We start from the raw sequence: 21,739 nt of genomic DNA on the forward strand, positions 1-21,739 counted from the left end.
TCAACCTGCCGCCCACCGCCGCACGAAGCTCCGCCGCACCTTCGACCGACTTGACATCCCCATTGGCAATCTTTCGAAAAGAGATGAACTCACATGCCCCACAAAGCCCTCCCCGCGACGTCGCGGTTCCGCGCCAGCGGATTCGCGAGACGCGCACTCACGACCGTGCTGTCGACATTTCTGGCCATCACCGGCCTGAGTTCCGTCGTCGTGGGTGGCGCGGTCGCTGCCCATGCGGCATCCGCGTCCGGCCTCGTTGCGCCGGTGGTGTCGTACACCTTCGACTCAGATTCCGGAACCACCACGACCGACTCCAGTGGCAACGGCAACAACGGCACCTGGCACGGCACCCCCGCCTACGCGCCCGGACTGTCCGGTCAGGCCGCCCACGTCTCCGCCGGCCACCAGATCACGCTTCCGCGCATCGCCGGCAAGACCGACGCCAGTGGCAGCTTCTCCTACGACTTCTGGATCAAGCAGAACTCGTACACGGGGGATGCCTACCTCTTCGCCAACCAGCACGGCGGCTCGTGCAGCGACAACGCTTTCGCCACCTACAACGCCTCGGGCAGCAACGGCTCCTTGCTCGGCTGCTTCGGCACCGAGGGTGTCCACGTGACCCTGGGCAATGCGCCCACCGTCGGCGCGTGGCACCACGTGGCCGCGGTCGTGGACCGCACCGCCGGCACCGCGAAGTGGTACGTGGACGGCAAGCAGGCGGGCGCGACGACCACCGTCGCCACCGGTGACAACCTCGACTCGGGCCTGCCGTTCGCGATCGGTCAGAACGGCGCCCTAAACTACGCGCCGCAGACGGACGCGCTGTTCGACAACGTGAACTTCTACGACCAGGCCATCAGCGCCGCGCAGGTCCAGGCCGACTACCAGGCCGGTCTGCCGGGCGGGGACCCGCTGAACCTCCCCGATGCGCTCTCGACCTCGCTGCACTACTACCTCCCGTTCGACGGCAACGCCAACAGCACCACCGGGGCTGCGACGACCGCGAACGACGTCTCCTACGTCCAGGGCAAGTTCGGTCAGGCCGCGCACTTCAACTCGACCAACTCATGGGTTCGTCTGGACGACCTCTCGAGCTACCCGGCGAACTACAGCTTCACCATGGCGACGTGGGTCCGGTCCACGCAGACCGGCAGTGACCCGTCGATCTTCGGCAACAAGGACTGGAATAGCGGCTCCAACCCGGGCTTCGTGTTCTCGACCCGCACGAGCAACATCGTGCTCAACATCAACGCCGGCGGTGTGGGCCGCGTGGACTACACCACGGCCAAGCCCATCACGGACGGCACCTGGCACCAGGTGGCCTTCACGGTCGATCGCGCCGCGGGGACCGTCACCCTGTACATCGACGGCGTGCAGTCGGGCTCTGGCAGCATCGCCAAGTTCGCCGGTCAGCCGTTCACAGCGCTGAGCACCATGATCGGCAACGACGGCACCGGGCACTACAACATCGGCAACGTCCTCGACATCGACGAGTTCTTCCTCTTCGACCGGGCGCTGTACCCTGCCGAGGTCAAGGACCTCTACCTGGGGAGCCCAGGCGTTCAGCACGCTCCGACCATCACGATCAAGGACACCTCGATCGGCTCGGCCGGCGTGTACAGCTCCGTGGACTTCGCTCTGCACGCGTCCACGCTGGTGGACAAGTTCTCGATCAACGGTGTCATGACTGACGTCAACAACGTCGTCGACTACGACCTCAACGGCGTGAAGCCGGGCGTTCTGGGCTCGGTCGAGGGCACCAACGAGCTGAAGCTCTACACCGCCGCCGGTGAAATCGTCCCGCTGACCTTCCAGCTCGACGGCACCCCGCCGACGATCTCGCTCAACGACAACCCGGGGATGAACGTCGGCTTCGACGGCACCTACCAGGCTGTCTCCTTTGTGATGCGCGACGCCGGCGGCATCGGCCAGGTGAGCGTGAACGGCTTCCCGGTTGTGCTTCCGAGCGCGCCGGTGGTCGGGCTCAGCCACGTCCGCCCCGGTTCCTACCACGCGGCCCTCGGTGACAACACGATCACTGTCGCGGACCTCGCGGGCAACGTCACCACGCAGCACTTCACTCTGACGGATGCCCCGATCGTCGCGTTCGCGGCCCCCACGGCCGGTGCTGTGCTGAGCGGCACCGCTCAGGTCGCGGCCGAGGTTGCCGGCGCGAACCTCAAGTCGTACCAGCTCCGCCTGGACGGCAAGGGCCTCGTGAATACGGTCAAGCCGGCGAACGGCGAGCTGGACGACAGCCTCGACACCACCAAGGTGAAAAACGGGGCGCACACCCTGAGCGCTACGGTCATCGACTCCCTGGGCCACGTGACCACGGCTTCGGTCGCCGTCACTGTTGCCAACTAGCGCGCGCCTGCATTGGCGCAATGGTCACCCGTCGTCTGGCGGGTGACCATTGCGCCAATTCGCTGAGGCTGGGGCGGCTCTCGCGGATCGTGGCCGGCACGCCCGCTCGGCCGGACGACTTTGTGTGCGTAGTGCAGGGCGAGCGTGCTCTTGTCGATCCCGCCCAGCCCATGGATCGCCCGCATCCCGGTCGCCGCCCCCGGCCGTGACGGTCACGTCTTCGTCGGGCCCCAGGGCGGGCAGTTGCGGCGGAGCAACTTCCGGGACGACTGGGTCAAGGCCCGGAAGGCTGCGGGCGTCACGGTCGAGCTGCACTTCCACGATCTTCGGCACACGGGCAACACGCTGGCCTCGACTGCTGGGGCCAGCACGAGGGAGCTGATGACGCGGATGGGCCACAGCAGCTCACGAGCCGCGTTGATCTATCAGCACATGACCAGCGATCGTGACCGGGCCATCGCCGACCGGCTTGGTGCCTTGATCAGGGGCGGTGGGGGAGCGGTCTCCGACCCCTCTGAAAAGGACCCTGCGGGCCCGTAGTGGCACGCGTGTGGCACGACCCCTGAAACGACGAAGGGCCAGCCTGGGAGGAAACCCCTCCTGAGCTGGCCCCTTCTTCTGTGCCCCCGGCAGGATTCGAACCTGCGACACCCGCTTTAGGAGTTCGATCCGGGTTCGCTGCGGCGGCTGTCGTCGACTGGTGCGACGGCCGGACAGAGACGCTGATGTACGCCTCCGTCCGGCGTCGTTGATGTCAGTCGCTACCACGTGAAAGGGCCCGGTCTCCGGGCCCTTTCGCATGCGCCTGTGGCTTCGGTCTGCCCAACGGGGACCTCCAGTGCCAGCCTCCCTACGCAAGCAGCACCCCGCTCCGCGTGAAAGGCTGGGCAAAGGTGAGGAGCTGGACGCCCCCAACCGGGCTGCCCGCACCCCGGTCAGCCGACCACTCCCGCCAGCACCCGGTCCACCTGCTCAGGCGATAGTGCGTGCTCGATGGCCAGAATCCCGGCGCCGATCGCGGCCCCGTTCTCTCCTGTACGGCTTGGCTCGATATGGAGCAGATGCGTCGCCAGCGGGTGCGAGCGGCGATAGATCGCCTCGCGGACGCCGGCGAGCAGTTGCTCATGGACGGCGGCCAGGGCGCCACCCAGCACCACTGTCTCGGGGTTGAAGAAGTTGACGAGACCCGCCAGCACGTCGCCCACAGCACGCCCGGCGTCACGCACCATGCGTATCGCGTCCTGGTTGCCCTCCCGGACCAGTCGTACGACATCCAGCCCCGACGCCGCCTCCAGCCCCAGGCCTGTGAGCCTCCGAGCGAGAGCCGCCCCGCCCGCGATGGCCTCCAGACAGCCGGAGTTGCCGCAGCGGCACAGTTCCTCGCGCTCGCCGACCCGGACATGTCCGATGTCCCCGGCGGACCCCTGGGCACCGCGGTGCAGGCGGCCGTCGGCGATGATCCCGCAGCCGATGCCTGTGCCGACCTTGATGTAGAGCATGTAGCGGGTGCTGGAGAAGGCTCGGCGCTGCTCGGCCAGGGCCATGACGTTCACATCGTTGTCCACCAGTGCTCGCACCCCGAAGTACTCGTCGAAGAAGTCGGGAATCGGGTACCGGTGCCAGCCGGGCATGATCGGTGGATCTACCGGCCGACCGGTGGAGAACTCCACCGGTCCCGGCACCCCCACGCCGATGGATCGAAGCGTCCGCGGGCTACGTCCGGCTTCCTTCAGGAGCGTGTGCAGCGTGCGCTCGACATGGCGGAGCACCACCTGCGGTCCGTCCGCGATCATCAGCGGATCCTCCTGAGCTGTCAGCAGCGTGCCGCCGATGTCCAGCAGCGCCACCCGGCAGTGGGAGGCTCCGAGGTCGACGCCCGCCACGGTGTGCTCGCGCGTGCGCAGGGCGAGCCGGCGCGGCGGGCGGCCGCCAGTCGAGCCGCCGTCCGCGTCCTCGTCGACGAAGCCGTGCGCGATCAGGGCGTCCACCCGCTGGGTGACTGTGGACCGAGCGAGCCCGGTGATCCGCGCGATGTCGGCGCGCGTCGTTGCGGCACCCGAAGTGATCAGCGAGAGCACCTCGCCAAGGGATTGCCCTGCAACCTTGCGGCCTGGCGTCGGCATACCAGCAACACTAGGGGCCGACTTCGGTCGACAACAAGTCTGGGCGCGTTCGGCAACTAACACAAGCCATTCGTCAACTCTCTTGATTTACTGCAACTTTGACTCTTGACAAGACAAAGCATGGCAGAGACATTGCCAAACATGCTGACGATGCGTCGCGTATCGAAGAGCTTTCTCGGAGTCCGGGTGCTGCACGAGGTCTCCCTCGACCTCGAACCCGGCGAAGTCCACGCACTCGTGGGTGAGAACGGCGCGGGCAAGTCCACCCTGATGAAGATCCTGGCGGGGGAGTACATCCCTGACGAGGGCACCATCGTCCTCGACGGCGCCGAGCGCTCCTTCAGCCACCCGGCCCAGGCCCAGGCCGCCGGGATCGGGCTGGTCCACCAGGAGTTCGCGCTGCTGCCGCACCGCACCGTCGCCGAGAACGTTTTCTTGGGCCGCGAACCGGTGCGCCGCGGCTTCGTCGACCGCCGCGTCATGGAGCGGCGTACCGCGGAACTACTGGCCGAGCTGGACGAGACCGGGATCGGCCCGCGCATGCTGGTGAAGGACCTGTCGGTGGCCCGCCAGCAGACAGTCGAGATCGTCAAGGCGCTGGCCGCCTCCGAGGTCCGGGTCCTGGTGATGGACGAGCCGACAGCGCCGCTCGCCGATCACGAGGTCGAGCTGTTGTACGGGCTGGTCCACCGCCTCTCCGAGCGCGGCATCGGCATCCTCTACATCTCGCACCGGCTGCGCGAGGTCTTCGACTTGTCACGGCGCATCACGGTCCTCAAGGACGGGCGCAAGGTCGCCACGCTGAACACCGACGAGACCAACGCCGACGACGTCGTCCGCGCCATGGTCGGCCGCGAGCTCGGCTCGTACTACCCACCGCGTGCCCGCCCCGAGGAGCTCGGCGATCCCCGCCTCACCGTCACCAGCGGCAGCAACGACCGATTACACGGGATCGATCTGACCCTGCGCGCCGGCGAGGTCGTCGGCATCGCCGGGCTGCAGGGGTCCGGCCGCACCTCTCTGGCCCGGGCTCTCTTCGGCGCCGCGCCGTTCACCAACGGCCGGATGACCGTGGGCGGCCGGCCGCTTCGCCCCACGAGTCCGCGCGAGGCCATCCTCGGCGGTCTCGCCCTTGTCACCGAGGACCGCAAGGCTGAGGGTCTGTCCCTGCGCCAGTCCGTGCGCGACAACGCCCTGCTCGTCACCCGCGCCGTGCCCGGGCACGGATTGCGCGAAGTCAGCCGGCTGCTCGAACGGGTCCGGCTGCGCGCCCGGGACGAGGACCAGGAGGCCCAGTACCTCTCCGGCGGCAACCAACAAAAACTCGTCATCGCCAAATGGCTCGCCGCTCGTCCCCAGGTACTGATCTTCGACGAGCCCACGCGCGGCGTCGACGTCGGCGCCAAGGCCGCGATCCACACGCTCGTACGCGAACTCTCCCGCGAGGGAATGGCGGTGCTCATCGTCTCCTCCGAGCTGCCGGAGCTGATCGGAATGAGCGACCGGATCCTCGTCATGGCCGAGGGCACCCTGACGGGCGAACTTGCCGCAGGAGCGTCGGAAGAGGAGATCATGCGCCTGGCGACGAGCGACCACACCGCCGCGGCCGGTGAGGAGAGTGCCGCATGACCGCGGTGAAGGCCGAAACCGCCCCGTTACCCCGGCGGCTGCCCCATGCGGGCCCGATCAAGCTGAACGATCCCGTCGTCGGCGTCTGGCTCGCTGCCGCCGCCCTCACCGTGCTCAGCTGGATCATCGTCACCGCGAGCGGCGGGGACTTCCTCACCCGCGCCACCATCACCGGCATCCTGCAGAACGGCGTGGCCCTCGGTCTTGTTGCCGTAGGCCAGTCCGCGGTGATTCTCACCGGCTCGCTCGATCTGTCTGTCGCGTATCTGATCAGCATCGGCACGCTCGTCGCCGCCGAGACGATGGAGAACGGCAGCGTCCTCGCCGCGATCCTCGCCGTGCTGGCGCTTTGCGCCGGAGTCGGCCTCGCCAACGGCCTGATCGTGACCGGTCTGAAGGTCAACGCCTTCATCGCCACCCTCGGCGTTGGCTTCATCCTGCGCGGCTACATCGAGGACAACTACACCGGGCCGACAGGTAAGGTCCCCGCCTCCTTCCAGCACCTCGGCTACGACCGGATCGGCCCCGTCCCCGTGTCGCTCTTTCTCCTCACCGCGGTGGCCGCGGCAGTCTGGCTGATCACCAAGCGCACTCGGCTCGGCCACCACATGTATGCCACCGGCGGTGACGAGCACGCCGCCCGGTCATCGGGGATACGCACCCGCCGCACCATCGTTGCCGCGCATGTCCTGTGCTCGCTCTGCGTCGGCGCCGCGGCCCTGTTCCTGGCCTCCCGGCTTGGCGCCGGCGCCCCCTGGGCCGGCACCGAGGCCCGCTACGACCTCGAGTCCATCGCCGCTGTCGTGCTCGGTGGCACCGCGCTCGCCGGCGGTCGCGGCGGGGTCACGGGCACCCTCGGCGGCGTCCTCTTCCTGTCCGTCCTGGACAGCCTCTTCAACGAGCTCTCCGTCGACCCCTTCTTCAAGAACGTCGTCCGGGGCGTCGTCATCATCGCCGCCGTCGCCCTGTATGCCCGTCGCAGCACCAGGAGGCAGCCCGCATGACCACGGCCGCAGCCCCGCGCGCTGCGGGCAGGCGTTTCATCGCCTCCCTCGGCACCGGCGCCCCCGTCTACGCCCTGCTGATCCTGCTTCTGGCCAGCCTGGCCGTCTCCGATCCGAACTTCTACGAGCCCGACCGTTTCCTCGCGTTCGTCAAGCGTGCCGCGCCCCTGCTGATCCTCGCCGCCGGTCAGTATCTGGTCATCGTCTGTGGCGAGTTCGACCTCTCGGTCGGCGCCATCGTCACTGCGGGCGTTGTCGCCGCCGCCGAGTTCTACAGCTCGCACCCCGGCGCCCCTTGGCTGCTGGTGACTGGCGGACTGCTGCTCGCCGGTGCGGTGGTAGGACTGGTCAACGGGCTGATCACGACGGCCCTGCGCGTCCCCTCGTTCATCACCACCCTCGGCATGATGCTCATTCTCGAGGGCGCGGTCTTCTTCGGGACCGGCGGCTCCCCGCATGGCTCACTGCCGCAGAGCTTCCGCGAGTTCGGCCGCGGCACCGCCGGTGGCTGGCTGCCCTGGGCGGTGCTCGCCTGCCTCGCCGCGGGCGCGGGCGCGGTCTGGCTGATGCGCTCCGACTTCGGCCACACCCTCATCGCCTCCGGCGACAGCGAACGCGCTGCGGCGCTCGCGGGCGTGCGCGTCGCCCGCGTCCGCATCCTCGCCTTTGTCCTGTCCGGCGCCGCGGCCGCCCTGGCCGGCATCCTCGTCGCGGGCTTCTCCGGGGTCTCGGCGCAGGCCGGCCGCGGCTACGAGTTCGAGGCCATCACTGCCGTCGTGCTCGGCGGGGTGGTCCTCGGCGGCGGCCGCGGCTCCGTCGTCGCCGCCATGGCCGGTGCCTTCTCCCTTCAGGCGCTCTTCGCACTGCTCAACCTCAACGGCGTCTCCGGCGCCCTTGAGTCCACTGTCCAGGGATTCGTCGTCATCGCCGCCGTCGGACTGGGAGCCGCTGGTTCATCCCCGTTGGCCTGGCTTCGCCGCCGTCGCTCACACCACTTAGGAGGGGGAAGCTCATGAACCGCACGACCTGGATACGTCTCAGAAGGACACTGGCCGGCCCTGCCGCAGCCCTTGTGGGCACCGTGCTGCTCGTCTCCTGTTCGACCGACACGCCTACGGAGTCTCCGGGCATCGGGCCCGGCTCGTCCGCCCCCAAGCACGCGGACGACGACAAGCAGTCGAAGTTTTTCGACCAGGCCGACTACGACCGTCAGATCGCCCTCTCCAAGGCCACCCCCGAAGGCCCGGCGGACAAGCCCTGGGAGCAGATGCTCGAGCCGGAGATGACCGACACCACCCAGTACAAGAAGAAGGGCTCGGGCGGCATCCACCTCTGCTTCTCCAACGCAGGTGTCTTCAACCCATGGCGCCAGGTCGGCTTGAAGAACATGAAGGCCGAAGTCGAACTCCACAAGGAAATCACCGACTTCACCGTCCTGGACGCGCAGGGCAAGGACGACAAGCAGATCTCCGATATCCAGGAACTCACCGGCAAGGGCTGCGACGCACTGCTCGTCTCCCCGAACACCACAGCCACCCTCACCACCGCGGTGAAGGAGGCCTGCAGCAAGATCCCGGTCATTGTCTTCGACCGCGGTGTCGAGACCGATTGTGCGGTGACCTTCATCAACCCGGTCGGCGGATATGCCTACGGCGCGGCCGCGGCCGACTTCCTGGTGGAAAAGGTCAAGCCCAGGGGCAAGATCGTCGCGCTCAGGATCTCGCCCGGCGTGGACGTGCTCGAAACCCGCTGGTCCGCCGCGAAGATCGCCTTCGACAAGGCCGGCCTGGACGTGGTGGAGGTGAAGTTCACCGACGGCGACCCCTCCAAGACCAAGTCGATCGTGTCCGACGCCATCTCACGGCACGGCTCCATCGACGGCGTGTGGATGGACTCCGGCGCCACCTCGGTCGCCGCCGTCGAGGCCTTCGAGGACGCGGGTCAGGACGTTCCGCCGATCACGGGCGAGGACCAGCAGGACTTCCTGCAGGCATGGAAGGACAAGAAGCTCACCGCAATCGCCCCGACGTACCCGACCTTCCAGTGGCGCACCCCAGTGATCGCCGCCCTGCGTATCCTGAACGGCCAGCAGGTGCCCAAGGAGTGGAAGCTCCCCCAGCCGACGGTCACTCAGAGCAACCTCGACGACTACCTCCAGCCCGGCATGCCACCCCTGCACTACGCGATGTGCGGCTGCAAGAACCTGCCAGGCTTCCCGAAGGACTGGGGAGGTAAGGGATGAGCTTCTCCCCGGCACTGGGCGCCAATCCCTGGATCTGGCACTCGCCGGTCAAGGAGAAGGCCCTGGCGGAGGTTCTGCCACGGCTGGCCGACTGGGGGTTCGACTGCGCGGAGCTGCCCCTGGAACATCCCGGTGACTGGCGGCCGGCAGGTGTCGCCAAGCTCCTCGATTCCGCCGGGCTGCGCCCCGCCGCCGTCATCGCCGTGATGCCGCCGGAGCGCGATCTCGTGCGGGCGGAAGCGGCAGCGATCCATAGCACCCAGGACTATCTCCGCCAGTGCGTGGACGCGGCGCACGCGCTCGGCTCACCCGTCGTGGCCGGCCCCGTCTACTCCGCCGTGGGCCGTACCTGGCGGATGGACCGCGCCGGGCGGTCGGCAGCGTACGAGGAGTGGCGGGAGCACCTGGCCCTGGTCGTCGAACACGCCGCGGCGGCGGGCGTGCGGATCGCGGTCGAGCCGCTCAACCGTTACGAGACCAGCCTGCTCAACACGGTGGGCCAGACGCTCGAGGCCCTGGAGGGCCTGCCCGAGCAGGTCATCGGCATCGCCCTCGACACCTACCACCAGAACATCGAGGAACCCTCACTGCCGGCCGCAGTGCGTGAGGCCGCGGGCCGCATCGTGCATGTCCAGGTGTGCGCCAACGACCGGGGCACCCCGGGTGCCGACCATCTGGACTGGCCCGGCTTCCTCACCGCGCTGCACGAGACCGGCTACGGGGGTGCGCTGTGCATCGAGTCCTTCACCGCCCACAACGCCACCATCGCCGTCGCCGCCTCCGTCTGGCGCTCGCTCGCCCTCACCCAGGACGCGATCGCCACCGAGGGCCTGGCGTTCCTGCGCCGAGCACTGGCGGCGGCCGACGCCGCCTGACCGCAGACCCCACAACACCCCGCAACACCGCACGCCACAAGGAGAGGAACAGCCATGAGATGTCATGCTCACGGCAAACGCAACGCCGTGCTCGCGTTACTGATCGCGCTGCTGCTCGCGCTCACCGTCCTACCGGCCTCTGCGGCCGAGAAGGCGCCCGCTTTTCGGGCGCTGCTGTTCACCAAAGCCGTCGGCTACGTCCACGACTCCATCCCCGCAGGCATCGCGATGGTGAAGGAAGAGGCGGCGAAGCACAACTTCGAGGTCGTCCAGACCGCGGACTCCTCCGTCTTCGCCGACGACCAGTTGGCGGGCTTCGACGTCATCATCATGCTGCAGAACTCCGGCATGGTCTGGGACACCGCAGCCCAGCGTGAGGCCATGCAGAACTACGTGCACCGCGGCGGCGGTGTCGTCGCCATCCACAACACCCTCGACATGGGCATCGAGGATGAGTTCCCCTGGTGGGACGATGTCATCAACGGCGGCGCCCATATGCCCGCCCACTCGCCGGGCGTGCTGAAGGGCACAGCCAAGGTGGCCGACCGCGTTCACCCGTCGACCAAGTCCCTGCCGGAGCGCTGGGAGCGACCGGAGGAGTGGTACAACTTCGACGCCAACCCTCGCGGCGATGTCCACGTCCTGGTCACGGCGGACGAGACGACGTACAACCCGGGCGGCTCCGCCATGGGCTACGACCACCCCATCTCCTGGTGCCGCAAAGCCGAGGGCGGCAAGGTGTGGGCCACCGCCATGGGCCACGACAGAGCCTCCTACAGCGAACCGGGGTTCCGTGACCACGTCATCGGTGGTGTGAAGTGGGCGGCGGGCGCTGAGCCCGGAGACTGCGGCGGCACGGTCTGGGGCGGCTACGAGAAGGTCACCTTGGACGACAACACTGCCGATCCCATGGAGCTCGACGTGGCCGCGGACGGCCGGGTCTTCTACATCCAACGGTCCGGCGAGGTGAAGATCTACGACCCGGCCTCGCACTCCACCACCACCGCGGGCAAGCTCGACGTCTACACCGGTGGCGAGGACGGCCTGGTCGGCATGGAGCTCGACCCGGCCTTCAAGGACAACCACTGGATCTATCTCTACTACTCGCCGGCCGGCAGCGCGGAGGACGTCAACCGGCTCTCCCGCTTCACCGTCAAGGGCAACACACTCGACCCGGCGAGCGAGAAGAAGCTGCTGGACGTCCCGGCGTACCGCGACCGAACCTTCCCCGAGCCCGGCCACACGGGCGGCGCCGTCGAGTTCGGCCCGAACCGCACCCTGTATCTGAGCACCGGCGACGACGTCCCGCCCAATCTCGACCCCAACTGGCAGGGCTACGCGCCGATCGACTGGCGCAAGGGCAAGCAGATGCTGGACGCGGCCAGGACCGCGGGCAACACGAACGACCTGCGCGGCAAGATCCTCCGCATCAAGCCGACCGACTCCGGCGGCTATGTCATCCCGAAGGGCAATCTCTTCGAGAAGGGCAGGCAGAAGACCCGTCCGGAGATCTACGCGATGGGCTTCCGCAACCCGTTCCGCTTCACTGTCGATCCGAAGACCGGCTACGTGCACGTGTCCGACTACGGGCCGGACCGCGGCCTGCCGACCACCGACCGCGGGCCCGAGGGCCTGGTCGAGTACAACGTCATCAAACAGCCCGGCAACTACGGTTGGCCGTTCTGCCACGGCGACAACCAGCCGTACGCCCCCTTCAACCCGGACACCGGCGAGATCGGGCCCAAGTTCGACTGCGACAAGCCGGTGAACACCTCGCCGAACAACACGGGGTTGACGGAGCTCCCCAAGGTCCAGATGCCGGAGATCTGGTACGGCTACGGTACCTCTCCGACGTTTCCCGAGATGAGGAGCGGCGGCTCCGCCCCCATGAGCGGCCCCGTCTACCACTACGACCCGAAGAACAAGTCGAAGACGAAGTTCCCTGCCTATTTCGAGGGCGCGAGCTTCTTCTACGAGTGGTCCCGCGACTATGTGAAGGAGATCCGCTTCGACAAGGACGAGAAGCTGCTGAAGATCAACGACTTCCTGTCCTCGGTGAAGTTCAACAAGCCGATGGACATGACCTTCGGCCCCGACGGCTCGCTGTACGTCCTGGAGTGGGGCAGCGCCTTCGGCGGCGGCAACAACGACTCGGGCCTGTACCGGATCGACTACGCGCAGGGCCAACGCATCCCGGTGGTCAAGGCCAAGGCCTCGGCGACCAACGGACCGGTGCCGCTGAAGGTGGACTTCTCCAGCGACGGGACCTATGACCCGGATGGCGATTCCCTGACGTACGCCTGGGACTTCGACGGGAATGGCACCTGGGACTCGAGCGAGGCCAATCCGAGCCACACCTATCAGAGCAAAGGCAACTTCACGGCCCAGCTGAAGGTCACCGACTCCTCGGGTAAGGAGGCCTTTGCCAATATCCCGATCACTGCAGGCAACACGGCGCCAAAGGTCACCATCGACATCCCGGTCAACGGCAAGATGATCAACTTCGGCGACAAGGTCCCGTACAAGATCACGGTCACAGACCCGGAGGACGGCACCATCGACTGCTCCAGGGTCACCATCAATCCTGCCCTCGGTCATGACGACCACGAGCACCCTACGACGGACATTCCCGGCTGCGAGGGAACAATCGACACCGGCGATCTGGGCGGCCATCCAGAGGGGGCGAATCTGACGTATGTCCTCAACGCCAAGTACACGGACCGCGGAGGCGACGGCGTCAGCGCGCTGACCGGATACGGGCGGGCGGTGCTTCAGCCGAAGCACAAGCAGGCGGAGTACTACAACGCCCAGTCCGGAACCAGGATCGTCTCCCAGTCCGGGGCCGAGAACGGCAAGAGGATCGGGGACATCAGCAACGGTGACTGGATCGCCTTCGAACCGATGTCCGTCGAGGGAGTGAACCAGGTCAGCTACACACTGTCCTCCCCCTACGGGGTCGGCGCGATCGAGCTGCGCGCTGACGCCCCTGACGGGCCGCTGCTGGCGACGACACCGGTGCCGAACACCGGAGGCTGGGACAACTACCAGTCCACGGCGCCGGTCGCGGTGCAGGCGCTGCAAGGGACCCATCGGCTGTATCTGCGCTTCACGTCGCCGCAGAACAACTCGTTCGACGTGGATGCGATTCAGTTCAGCAGTTCGTAGCTGTCGGCCCGGAGCTCACGTGACGCAGCGCACCGGCAAGGGCCTGATCGAGCTCATCGGCCACCTTGCCGGTGTCCTGCGCTCCTTGTGCGAGCAAGGCACGCAGCTTGAGCTGATACCACCGGGCAGAGGTCTCCTGTCCCCCGCCGAGCCACAACTTCACCCGGCTGTCCTGGATCCGCAGAGAGTCTCCGGTCTTCGACCTGCAAAACCTGGAAGTCGCCGACCGCGTCTGACGCCCACTCCCCGAGGAATGGCGTGCCGGCGCCGCCGCCTCCCACTGGCCGGCCCGTGCTACGCGCCGTAGCGCACCACATCGGCGGGCAGCCGGAGCCCGGGCCTGGTGATGGCCGACGGGGCAGGTCCGACCAGGCAGGCAGATTGCTGGGCAGTGCGGAAGACTGCGCGAGGCACGGCATACCGACCCTGATCTACGACAAGCGCACCGCCGGATACACCAACGCCCCTCCGGCCGCGGTCTGCCGCATACGGGTCCAACCGAGTGGCTGGATCATCCCGTTGACGTCTTCTCTCGCCGCGTGCCGCATCCCGCCATTGCCGCCGCTGGAGCCTCTGGCGCGCCGCCCAGTGCGCCGGCTTGCACTGTCCTCTCCCATGTCTGTCTGCTGTCTCAACGACGAGGAAATGTCATGCCTTCACCCTTCTCCGCCACCCGCCACGACGAATCCGCGTACGACCGCCGCAGGCTGAGCCAGTGGCTCTCAGGGGAGGCCAGGGCGGACGGGGTCACCCGCCGCCGGCTGCTGACCCTGCTCGCCGCGACCGTCGCCGGGGCCGCGCTCCCCCCGCCGTACCTCGCCCACGCCGCCGATCCCACGATTGTCAAGCCGCTGCCGCCCGAGTGGTTCATCCGGCGCGACACCAACGCCGAGACCCGCTGGGAGGCGCTGCGCGGGACCGGCCACCACACCCCCAACGAACTGTTCTTCGTGCGCAACCACACCGCCACCCCTGTCCTGGACGCCGCCCACTGGCGGCTGAGGTTGTGGGGCAGCGGGCTGCGTGGCGCGCCCCGTGAGGACAGCCCGGTGGAGTTCGGGTACGACGATCTGCGCGCCCTGCCCGCCGTGACCCGTACAGCGTTCGTCGAGTGCGCCGGAAACGGCCGCAGCTACTTCACGACGCAGCAGGGCGAGACGGTCACAGGCACCCCGTGGACGCTGGGGGCGATCGGCGTCGCGCGCTGGCGCGGGGTGCGCCTGGCCGACGTCCTGCGCAAGGCCGGGCTGTCGTCGTACGCCGTGGATGTGCAGCCCCGCGGTCTGGACGCCGAGTTCTTCAGCGGCGGCGAGAACCTCGGGCGGGTACGCCGTCCGCTGCCGCTGGCCAAGGCGCTGGACGATGTGCTGCTGGCGTACGAGATGAACGGCGAGCGGCTTCCGTACGACCACGGGTATCCGGTGCGGATGCTGGTGCCGTGGTGGGTGGGGATCGCGTCGATCAAGTGGGTCGGCGACATCGAGGTGTCCACGCAGCCGCTCTACTCGCCCTGGAACACCATCTTCTACCGCCTGTTCGGCCCCGCATACCCGGAGGAGGGCAGCGCGCCGCTGAGCCGGCAGGTGGTCAGGAGTGCTTTTGAGCTTGCGAGCGGGGCGAGGTTCACGGTGGGGAAGGGGCAGGTGCTGCACGGCCGGTCGTGGTCGGGCGCGGGGGCCATCGCGCACGTTGATGTCAGCACGGACGGCGGGGCGAGCTGGCGGCCCGCCCGCCTCCACGACCGGCCCCGTGCCGGCACCTGGACCCGCTGGTCCCTCACCTGGAAGCCCGACACAGTCGGCGACACTCACCTCCTGGCCCGCGCCACTGACACGGACGGCCGCACCCAGCCGGACACCGCCGTGGCCAACACGCAGGGCTTTCTGTTCGACGCAGTGGTACGTCACCCGGTTACCGTGATCTGACCACCATCGCCTCGGGCAGTTCACTCCCGGCCGGGCGTAGGCCTGCGGCCGGTACACGGCCGGCTGGTAGTGGTCCCGGGCGATGACCAGTAGCCGCGAGGTCTGCTCCTCGGTCAGACCATCCCCGCGCAGCGCATCCTTTCACCGAAGCCATGGTCACGGTCGGCGACGACGGCTCGTACAGGATCGCCTGGAAGGCACCTGGTGCGCACGCAGTCTCCATCCACGCGAATGGCAGCGTGGTCGCTCGCTGCGGCGCCGAGGCGGGGGCACGGTGCGCGGGCTGCCCGAGGCCGACCTGCAGTGGTTCAACCGGGTGCCGGACTGCGGGCCCCACTGCGCCTCGCCGACGGGCTGATCAAGCCGAAAGAGCCGTCATCGGCCTGGACGTGGGCCTCGCCGCCGTCAAGGCTGCCCATCCCCATGCCGACAGTGCAGTGGTCTATACCTCATGGCGAACCTCGGGTATATGTTGTTCAATCCCGCTCGAAAGTAGGTTGGAGTGCGCATGAATGGACATGCAGCTCGACTGATCAGAGGGGTGGCGCTCGGGATATCCGTGTTCCTCCTGGCAGTGCCGTCCGCGGTGGCCGCACCCGGACCCGGCCCGGCGAAGACCGATCTCAACCCGCGGCCCGCCGTGGTGCCCGCTCTTCAGCAGTGGGAGGGCGGAACGGGCTCGTTCGAACTGCGTAAGCACAGCCGGATCGTGCTGGCCAAGAAGCAGGTCGACGAACTCGACGGCCAGGGCGCGCAACTGGCCACCGACATCGCACAGGTGACGGGGCACAAGCTGGACGTGTCCCCCCGGATCCCACAGGACGGCGACATCGTCCTGACGATCGATCCCTCCCTCGCCGACGCGGCGGGTGGCGCCCGGTACGCCGAGGAGGGCTACACCTTCACGGTCACCGATCGCAACGTGACGATCGCCGCGCCGACCTCCAAGGGTGTCTATTACGGCACCCGCAGCCTCCTGCAGATCCTGCTGCTCGACGACGGTCGCGACTCCGTCCCCGTGGGTACGGCCGTGGACTGGCCCAACTACAAGGTCCGCGGGTTCATGCTGGACGTCGGGCGGCGGTTCTTCACCGCCGACTACATCCGGGACTACCTGCGGGTGATGGGCTGGTTCAAACTCAATCAGCTGCAGTTGCACCTCAACGACAACGGGTTCAAGGGCGACAAGCCCTCCTGGAGCGAGGTCCAGGCCGGCTTCCGGCTCAAGACCGACAATCCCGAGCTGACCGCGCTGGCGTCCAAGGACGGGGCCTATGACCGCGCAGACTGGGATTCCTTCGAGGACACGGCGGCCACGAACGGCGTCACGATCATCCCCGAGATCGACGCGCCCGCCCACTCGCTGGCGTTCATCAAGTTCCGCCCGTCGCTCGGCCTCAACAACGGCGACTCCGACCACCTCGATCTGTCCAAGCCGGAGACCACCGCGTTCATGAAGTCGGTGTTCGACGAGTTCACACCCTGGTTCCGCAGCCCCGACGTACACTTCGGCGCCGACGAGTACACCGTGGACAAGCCCCGCTACAAGGACTACTTCAACGAGATGGCCGCCCACATCCGCGCGCTCGGCAAGCACCCGCGGGCCTGGGGCAGCCTGTCCGTCATGGCGGCCAACGCCGACGGCTACGACCGCGACCTGACACTGAACAGCTGGAACAACGGCTGGTACGGACCGCAGGCCATGAAGCGGGACGGATATTCCTTCATCAACACCAATGATGCCCTGCTGTACATCGTCCCGTTCGCGGGCTACTACCACGGTCGCGGGTTGGACGGGAAGTACCTCTATGACCAGTGGGAGCCGCATGTCTTCCCCGGCGACCAGAGCGTGGCCCCCGGCGACCCTCACCTTCTCGGCGCCATGTCGGCGGTGTGGAACGACCTGACCGAAGCCACCTACACCGAGTTGGACGTGCACGGGCTGGTCGAGCCCACCTTCGGCACGCTGGCGCAGAAGATGTGGAGCGGGGCCAAGGCCGGCGTGCCGTACAGCGCCTTCCTCGACACGGTCCGCAAGCTCGGCGTGGGCACCGGGCTGACGAAGGTCGCCACGACACTCGCCGCGTCGGCGTCGGGAGAGGTGAGCCTGGGCAAGGAGGCGACCGCTTCCGCCGGGACGGCGGCCGCGGCCTTCGACGGGGTGCGCACCACCCAATGGGCCAGCGGTCCGGGAGATGAGGCATGGCTGCGGGTCAACCTCGGCAAGCCGGTCGCGATCAGCAAGGTCGAGTTGGACTGGGCGCCCGCATACGGGCGGGACTACGAAGTACAGGTGTCACGGGACGGTGAGAACTGGACCACCGTCGCGAGCCGTACCGGCCGTGAAGCCGCGGGAGTGGACACTCTCACGTTCGAGCCGGTCACGGCACGGCAGGTACGGCTCGTCGGCACGCATGCGGACAACAAGCAGAACGGGTACGCCCTGTGGAGCATGCGTGTCTTCGAGGTCCCCGACCTGGCGCTGCACCGGCCGACGACGGCGTCCTCATCCGAAGTGCCGAGTCTGGGACCGGAGAACGCCACCGATGGCGACGGCACGACCCGGTGGGCCAGCGCCTACCGCGACGGTGAATGGATCCAGGTCGACCTCGGTTCCCCGCAGACCGTCCGGCGTGTCCTGTTCGACTGGGAGACGGCCTCCGGCCGTGACTACGACATTCAGGTATCCGACGACGCCGCTGACTGGAAGACGGTGGCTTCGGTTCGGGACAAGCCGACCGGCGCCCGCGTGGACGATCTCACCCTCGACCCGGTGACTGCCCGGTACGTGCGGATGCAAGGCATCAAGCGGACATCCAACTACGGCTACTCGCTGTGGCGCCTGGAGGTTCGATCCATGAGCCCGGAGCCCGACCCCGCGTAGGTGCTTCCGGGTCTGGGTGCGGCGTACGGAGCGGGGCTCGGGACCGCCTCGTGCAGGGGCGGTCCCGTGTACGTGCGACGGGATCACGGGACCGCCGACGGCACCGTCCTGTCAGAGCACCGTGCGGGCCTGCGCTCTGGCCGATGGCATGCGTGAGGTGGCAGGCCTGGGTGCCGACGAACGCGGCACCACGTTGCGCCGTAGCTCCCGCGAGACCGTCGACGGAGAGCGGCTCAGGCGGCGGGCGATGTCCCGCACCCTGCACCCTTTCGTCCTCAGCACCGCGATCTCCCCGCGCTCGGCGAACTGACAGGTAACGGTCGGACGGTGAATCAAGGGTCGGCCAGGGCGTCGAGGTTATGAGTGTTGATGGCGGCCAGCAGCTGGTCGACCGTCGCTTCGGGGGCGTTCCCCCGGGTCGAGCAGTTGTCCGTGATCTACTTCCTTCGCTATTCTGATACAGGTAGCTGTATTGATTCAAAGGTTTGGATCGAAAAGTGGTGGCGGCACGAAGCTATGACTCCAGTCGGCGCCGCGAGCAGGCCGAGCGCAATCGGGCGGCGGTGCTCGATGCAGCCGGGCGGCTCTTCGAGGAGCGCGGTTACGGCGCGACGACGGTCTCCGCCGTGGCGGCCGCGGCCGGGGTGTCGACCGAAACCGTCTACAAGGCCTTCGGCGGCAAGGCCGCTTTGGTGCGGGCCCTGTGGGAGCGGGGGCTGGCCGGCCGGGGCTCGGTGCACGCTCAGGAGCGTTCGGACGCCATGCGTGAGAATGCGGCCGACCCGCACGCGATCGTCCGGGCGTGGGGCGGCTTCATCACCGAGGTCATGCCCGCAACCGCACCTGTCCTCCTGCTGATGCGCGCGGCTGCCGCGACCGAACCCGAGATGGCCCGGCTCCGGGTGGAACTCGATGACAGTCGGCTGGCCCGGATGGAGGTCAATGCCCGGTTCCTCGCCGACCACCATCACCTGCGCGCCGGCCTGACCGTCGAATACGCCCGGGACATCCTTTTCGCGTACAGCGCGCCCGAACTCTACGAGCTGCTGGTGCTGCGCCGGGGCTGGAGCCCTGAGAGTTACGGGGTGTTCATCGGCGAGAGCCTGTCGGCGGCGCTGCTGTCCGCGCCGGCGGAGCCGTAATGAAATGCGGGCCCGGCTCAGGCTTGCGGCAGCTTCTACGGATCCGCAGCCTCCAGCCCGCCGCGTGATCCGAGCTCAGAACAGCATCTGGACTTCGAGTTCCTTGCGGGATGAACCGGACGAGCAACTGGTACCGCCGCCTCCACTCTCTCGCTTAGTTTGATCTATGTTCACCTGCTTCGCGCTGTTGGTGACGTACCTGCAACTCGCAGGTGGGGGGCTCCTCATGTCGTTGGCGGACGCGCCCTGCCACTCGGTACGACCGGGTTCGGCGCGGGCGGGGTCCTACGGGACGCATCCCGTTGCTCAACCCGAAATCACTTCGGAACTCGAAGCAGAGGAAACGTTCAGATGCGGATAACGCGTCAACGCGCTGGTGGCCTGGTGGCCTGGTGGCCTCGGACGTCCTGGCGGTGACAGCCCTCAGCGGGACTGTCTCGTCGGCTGCCGCCGATACCACCGCCACCAGCTCCGCCGCGACCACCAGATCCACCGCTGCGGCTGCCGGTGTACCGCGGCCGGACCATGTGGTCATGGTGATGATGGAGAACAAGGGTTACGACGACATCCTCAACAACCCGTCCACCAAGCCCCAGGACCAGGTGCCGTACATCAAGTCCCTGGAAGCCCAGGGTGTGTCATTCACCAACTCGTACGGTATTACGCACCCGAGCCTGCCCAACTACTACGCCCTGTTGTCCGCCTCGGACATTGTCAAGACCAACGACTATCCCGCGCCGTCGTCCGTCGACACCGACAACCTCCCCAACCAGCTGGTGACCCACGGGCACAGCTTCGCGGACTACGCCAACCAGGCCAAGCCCACGCAGTGGCTCCGCTACGAGACCACGCCGGGTACGCAAGGAGACTGATTGCTCCTCCGGTCAGGCATCGAGGTGTCGTGCCGCATGGTGCGGCACTTGACGGATGGCCGTCATGTCGGCTGTCCGTCGTCGGCATCCCATGGAAGCCATCGCAGCGCCGTGGAAAACTCCCGGTGCTCTCTCATCGCGCCGCGCGTCCCGACCGGACGCCACCCGAACCTGGCCGGCACCGGCGAAGGCCGCCGGTTCCGGCTCTTGGAGGACCCTTAGATGACCCCCGTGCGCCGCATACGTGTCCGGCCGCTGGGCCGGCTGCTCGCCACCTTACTGAGCACGGTCGTTGTCGTCACCGCCTCGCCCGCCCTGGCCGGTCCGGCCGACGCCGGTGCCGCAGCATCGGTCGCGATCACGCCCACGACCGCCGCCGGTCCGGGCTCCGTGGAGCTCACCGTCGAGTCCGCGGTCGGCGAGGGAACCGCGGTCGCCGCCAGCCTGGCGATGCCGCTCGGAGGGGCGTCATGACCGGACCGCACACCATGCACGAGTCGCGGATCCCGGACGAACCGCTCTCCGTGGCGCAGGTGCGCGTGCTGGTCGTCGACGACCAAGCGGTGGTGCGCCGTGGCTTGCGCGCTCTGCTTGAGGATGCGCCTGGTGTTGCGGTGGTCGGTGAGGCGGCGGAGGGTGCCAAGGCACTGCGGACGGTCGCCGGGCCGACCGGGGTCGACGTGGTCCTCATGGACCTGCGCGTGGGCGTGCGTCGGTACCAGCGAGGTGTCAGGCGCCGCCACCGATGCGACGGGCAGCGGAGAAGGCGGCGGCAAGCTGCTGATCCTCACCGCCTACAGGAGCGATGCCGAGGTCCTTGCCGCCGTCGAGGTAGGTGCGAGTGGCGACGGGCGGAGCGGGCACTGTCTCGCCGATCGCGACGGTGTGTACCGCGGAGATCAGTTCCTCGACCGGCGCGTCCTTGAGCCGGTAACCGGTCCGGCTGCCCAGCGCCCGCGCACGGGCACCGCGACCCACGCTGACCCCGCGCGAGGTGGAGATTCTCCACCACCTCGCCAAGGGACTGTCGAACCGTCAGGTGTCACGCGCGCTGTGTATCAGCGAGGCAACGGTGAAAACCCATCTGGTCCATGTCTTCGGCAAGCCCGGGGTGGACAGCTGCACCGGCGCCGTGGTCGCGGCACTGGACCGTGGCCCGATCGGCGAACCGCTGCCCGACCCCACGTTGCCGATCACACGACCGACTCCGGCAGACCTGCCCAACCCTTTCGACCGGCCCGAGTTTCCGGACACCACAGCCCAACGAGGTTCACATGCCTGACATACCGACGGCCCATGGCCGCCGCATCAACACAGCGCGCGGCCCGCCGTCCCAGTGCTGCCCCATCGCTCGCACTTGAAAGCAGCACAACCGACCGCCTTTCCCGCCCCACAAGGGCAACAGACGCGTCGGCTCCAGCCCGCACAAGGAGTTAAGGGGAGCACGTGGACAACCCAAGAACGACCCGGTACACACGACTTGCGGCAACGGGGGTGGTACTGGCCGCTGT

At 67.9% G+C, this 21,739-nt stretch carries 15 protein-coding genes and 3 pseudogenes; 15 read left to right on the forward strand and 3 right to left on the reverse strand.

Going from position 1 to position 21,739, the window contains the following annotated elements; translation table 11 throughout:
* Positions 1 to 165 precede the first annotated feature (165 nt).
* Entirely contained in the window at positions 166 to 2,367 is a 2,202-nt protein-coding gene (locus ACWEK3_RS10010) for a LamG domain-containing protein (protein WP_450538280.1), read from the forward strand.
* Positions 2,368 to 2,559: 192 nt separating this feature from the next.
* Positions 2,560 to 2,907, forward strand: a pseudogene (locus ACWEK3_RS10015) (tyrosine-type recombinase/integrase); the annotation flags it as partial.
* A gap of 395 nt (positions 2,908 to 3,302) precedes the next feature.
* Here ACWEK3_RS10015 and ACWEK3_RS10020 read toward each other — a convergent pair.
* A complete protein-coding gene (locus ACWEK3_RS10020; protein WP_453249439.1) occupies positions 3,303 to 4,490 on the reverse strand; it encodes an ROK family protein in 1,188 nt (395 codons plus the stop codon).
* A gap of 141 nt (positions 4,491 to 4,631) precedes the next feature.
* Here ACWEK3_RS10020 and ACWEK3_RS10025 point away from each other — a divergent pair, with 141 nt between their 5' ends.
* The 8 genes from ACWEK3_RS10025 to ACWEK3_RS10060 all read left to right on the forward strand — a co-directional run bounded on the left by ACWEK3_RS10025 (position 4,632) and on the right by ACWEK3_RS10060 (position 18,214).
* Positions 4,632 to 6,119 (forward strand): sugar ABC transporter ATP-binding protein, encoded by a 1,488-nt coding sequence (locus ACWEK3_RS10025; protein WP_453249440.1) that lies wholly within the window; start codon positions 4,632 to 4,634, stop codon positions 6,117 to 6,119.
* Positions 6,116 to 7,123, forward strand: a complete 1,008-nt coding sequence (locus ACWEK3_RS10030) for an ABC transporter permease (protein ID WP_390876206.1) — start codon at positions 6,116 to 6,118, stop codon at positions 7,121 to 7,123. Before ACWEK3_RS10025 ends, ACWEK3_RS10030 begins: the two co-directional genes overlap by 4 nt.
* Positions 7,120 to 8,139, forward strand: a complete 1,020-nt coding sequence (locus ACWEK3_RS10035) for an ABC transporter permease (protein ID WP_384434673.1) — start codon at positions 7,120 to 7,122, stop codon at positions 8,137 to 8,139. The genes ACWEK3_RS10030 and ACWEK3_RS10035 overlap by 4 nt, the downstream gene beginning before the upstream one ends.
* Positions 8,136 to 9,365: a substrate-binding domain-containing protein gene (locus ACWEK3_RS10040; RefSeq protein WP_453249441.1), complete on the forward strand. Its 1,230-nt coding sequence runs from the start codon at positions 8,136 to 8,138 to the stop codon at positions 9,363 to 9,365. The genes ACWEK3_RS10035 and ACWEK3_RS10040 overlap by 4 nt, the downstream gene beginning before the upstream one ends.
* A complete protein-coding gene (locus ACWEK3_RS10045; protein WP_453249442.1) occupies positions 9,362 to 10,240 on the forward strand; it encodes a sugar phosphate isomerase/epimerase family protein in 879 nt (292 codons plus the stop codon). Before ACWEK3_RS10040 ends, ACWEK3_RS10045 begins: the two co-directional genes overlap by 4 nt.
* Before the next feature lie 54 nt (positions 10,241 to 10,294).
* On the forward strand, positions 10,295 to 13,405 hold the full coding sequence (locus tag ACWEK3_RS10050; RefSeq protein ID WP_453249443.1) for a ThuA domain-containing protein: 3,111 nt from the start codon (positions 10,295 to 10,297) through the stop codon (positions 13,403 to 13,405).
* A 650-nt stretch (positions 13,406 to 14,055) separates the two neighbouring features.
* Complete coding sequence (locus tag ACWEK3_RS10055; RefSeq protein ID WP_453249444.1) at positions 14,056 to 15,330, forward strand: molybdopterin-dependent oxidoreductase; 1,275 nt, start codon at positions 14,056 to 14,058, stop codon at positions 15,328 to 15,330.
* Positions 15,331 to 15,889: 559 nt separating this feature from the next.
* Entirely contained in the window at positions 15,890 to 18,214 is a 2,325-nt protein-coding gene (locus ACWEK3_RS10060; protein ID WP_453249445.1) for a discoidin domain-containing protein, read from the forward strand.
* A gap of 180 nt (positions 18,215 to 18,394) precedes the next feature.
* Here ACWEK3_RS10060 and ACWEK3_RS10065 read toward each other — a convergent pair.
* Positions 18,395 to 18,554: pseudogene (locus ACWEK3_RS10065) on the reverse strand (helix-turn-helix domain-containing protein); the annotation flags it as partial.
* A 157-nt stretch (positions 18,555 to 18,711) separates the two neighbouring features.
* On the opposite strand from ACWEK3_RS10065, the gene ACWEK3_RS10070 reads away from it, so the two are divergent.
* The 4 genes and pseudogenes from ACWEK3_RS10070 to ACWEK3_RS10085 all read left to right on the forward strand — a co-directional run.
* Positions 18,712 to 19,356 (forward strand): TetR family transcriptional regulator, encoded by a 645-nt coding sequence (locus ACWEK3_RS10070; RefSeq protein ID WP_453249446.1) that lies wholly within the window; start codon positions 18,712 to 18,714, stop codon positions 19,354 to 19,356.
* Between the two features lie 533 nt (positions 19,357 to 19,889).
* Positions 19,890 to 20,228 carry an alkaline phosphatase family protein gene (locus ACWEK3_RS10075; protein ID WP_450538255.1) on the forward strand — a complete coding sequence of 113 codons (339 nt, stop codon included), beginning with the start codon at positions 19,890 to 19,892 and terminating at the stop codon, positions 20,226 to 20,228.
* A gap of 222 nt (positions 20,229 to 20,450) precedes the next feature.
* On the forward strand, positions 20,451 to 20,702 hold the full coding sequence (locus ACWEK3_RS10080) for a hypothetical protein (protein WP_450538253.1): 252 nt from the start codon (positions 20,451 to 20,453) through the stop codon (positions 20,700 to 20,702).
* A 14-nt stretch (positions 20,703 to 20,716) separates the two neighbouring features.
* A pseudogene (locus tag ACWEK3_RS10085) lies at positions 20,717 to 20,872 on the forward strand (DNA-binding response regulator); the annotation flags it as partial.
* A gap of 85 nt (positions 20,873 to 20,957) precedes the next feature.
* Here the strand turns inward: ACWEK3_RS10085 and ACWEK3_RS10090 are convergent.
* The gene (locus ACWEK3_RS10090) at positions 20,958 to 21,206 is read right to left on the reverse strand and encodes a hypothetical protein (protein ID WP_453249462.1); all 249 of its coding nucleotides are present in this window, start codon (positions 21,204 to 21,206) and stop codon (positions 20,958 to 20,960) included.
* 16 nt (positions 21,207 to 21,222) lie between these two features.
* Between ACWEK3_RS10090 and ACWEK3_RS10095 the strand changes: the two genes are divergently transcribed.
* Positions 21,223 to 21,510, forward strand: coding sequence for a response regulator transcription factor (locus ACWEK3_RS10095; protein WP_453249447.1), 288 nt, complete (start codon positions 21,223 to 21,225; stop codon positions 21,508 to 21,510).
* Positions 21,511 to 21,739: the final 229 nt, after the last annotated feature.

Source organism: Streptomyces sp. NPDC004721 (assembly GCF_053601495.1).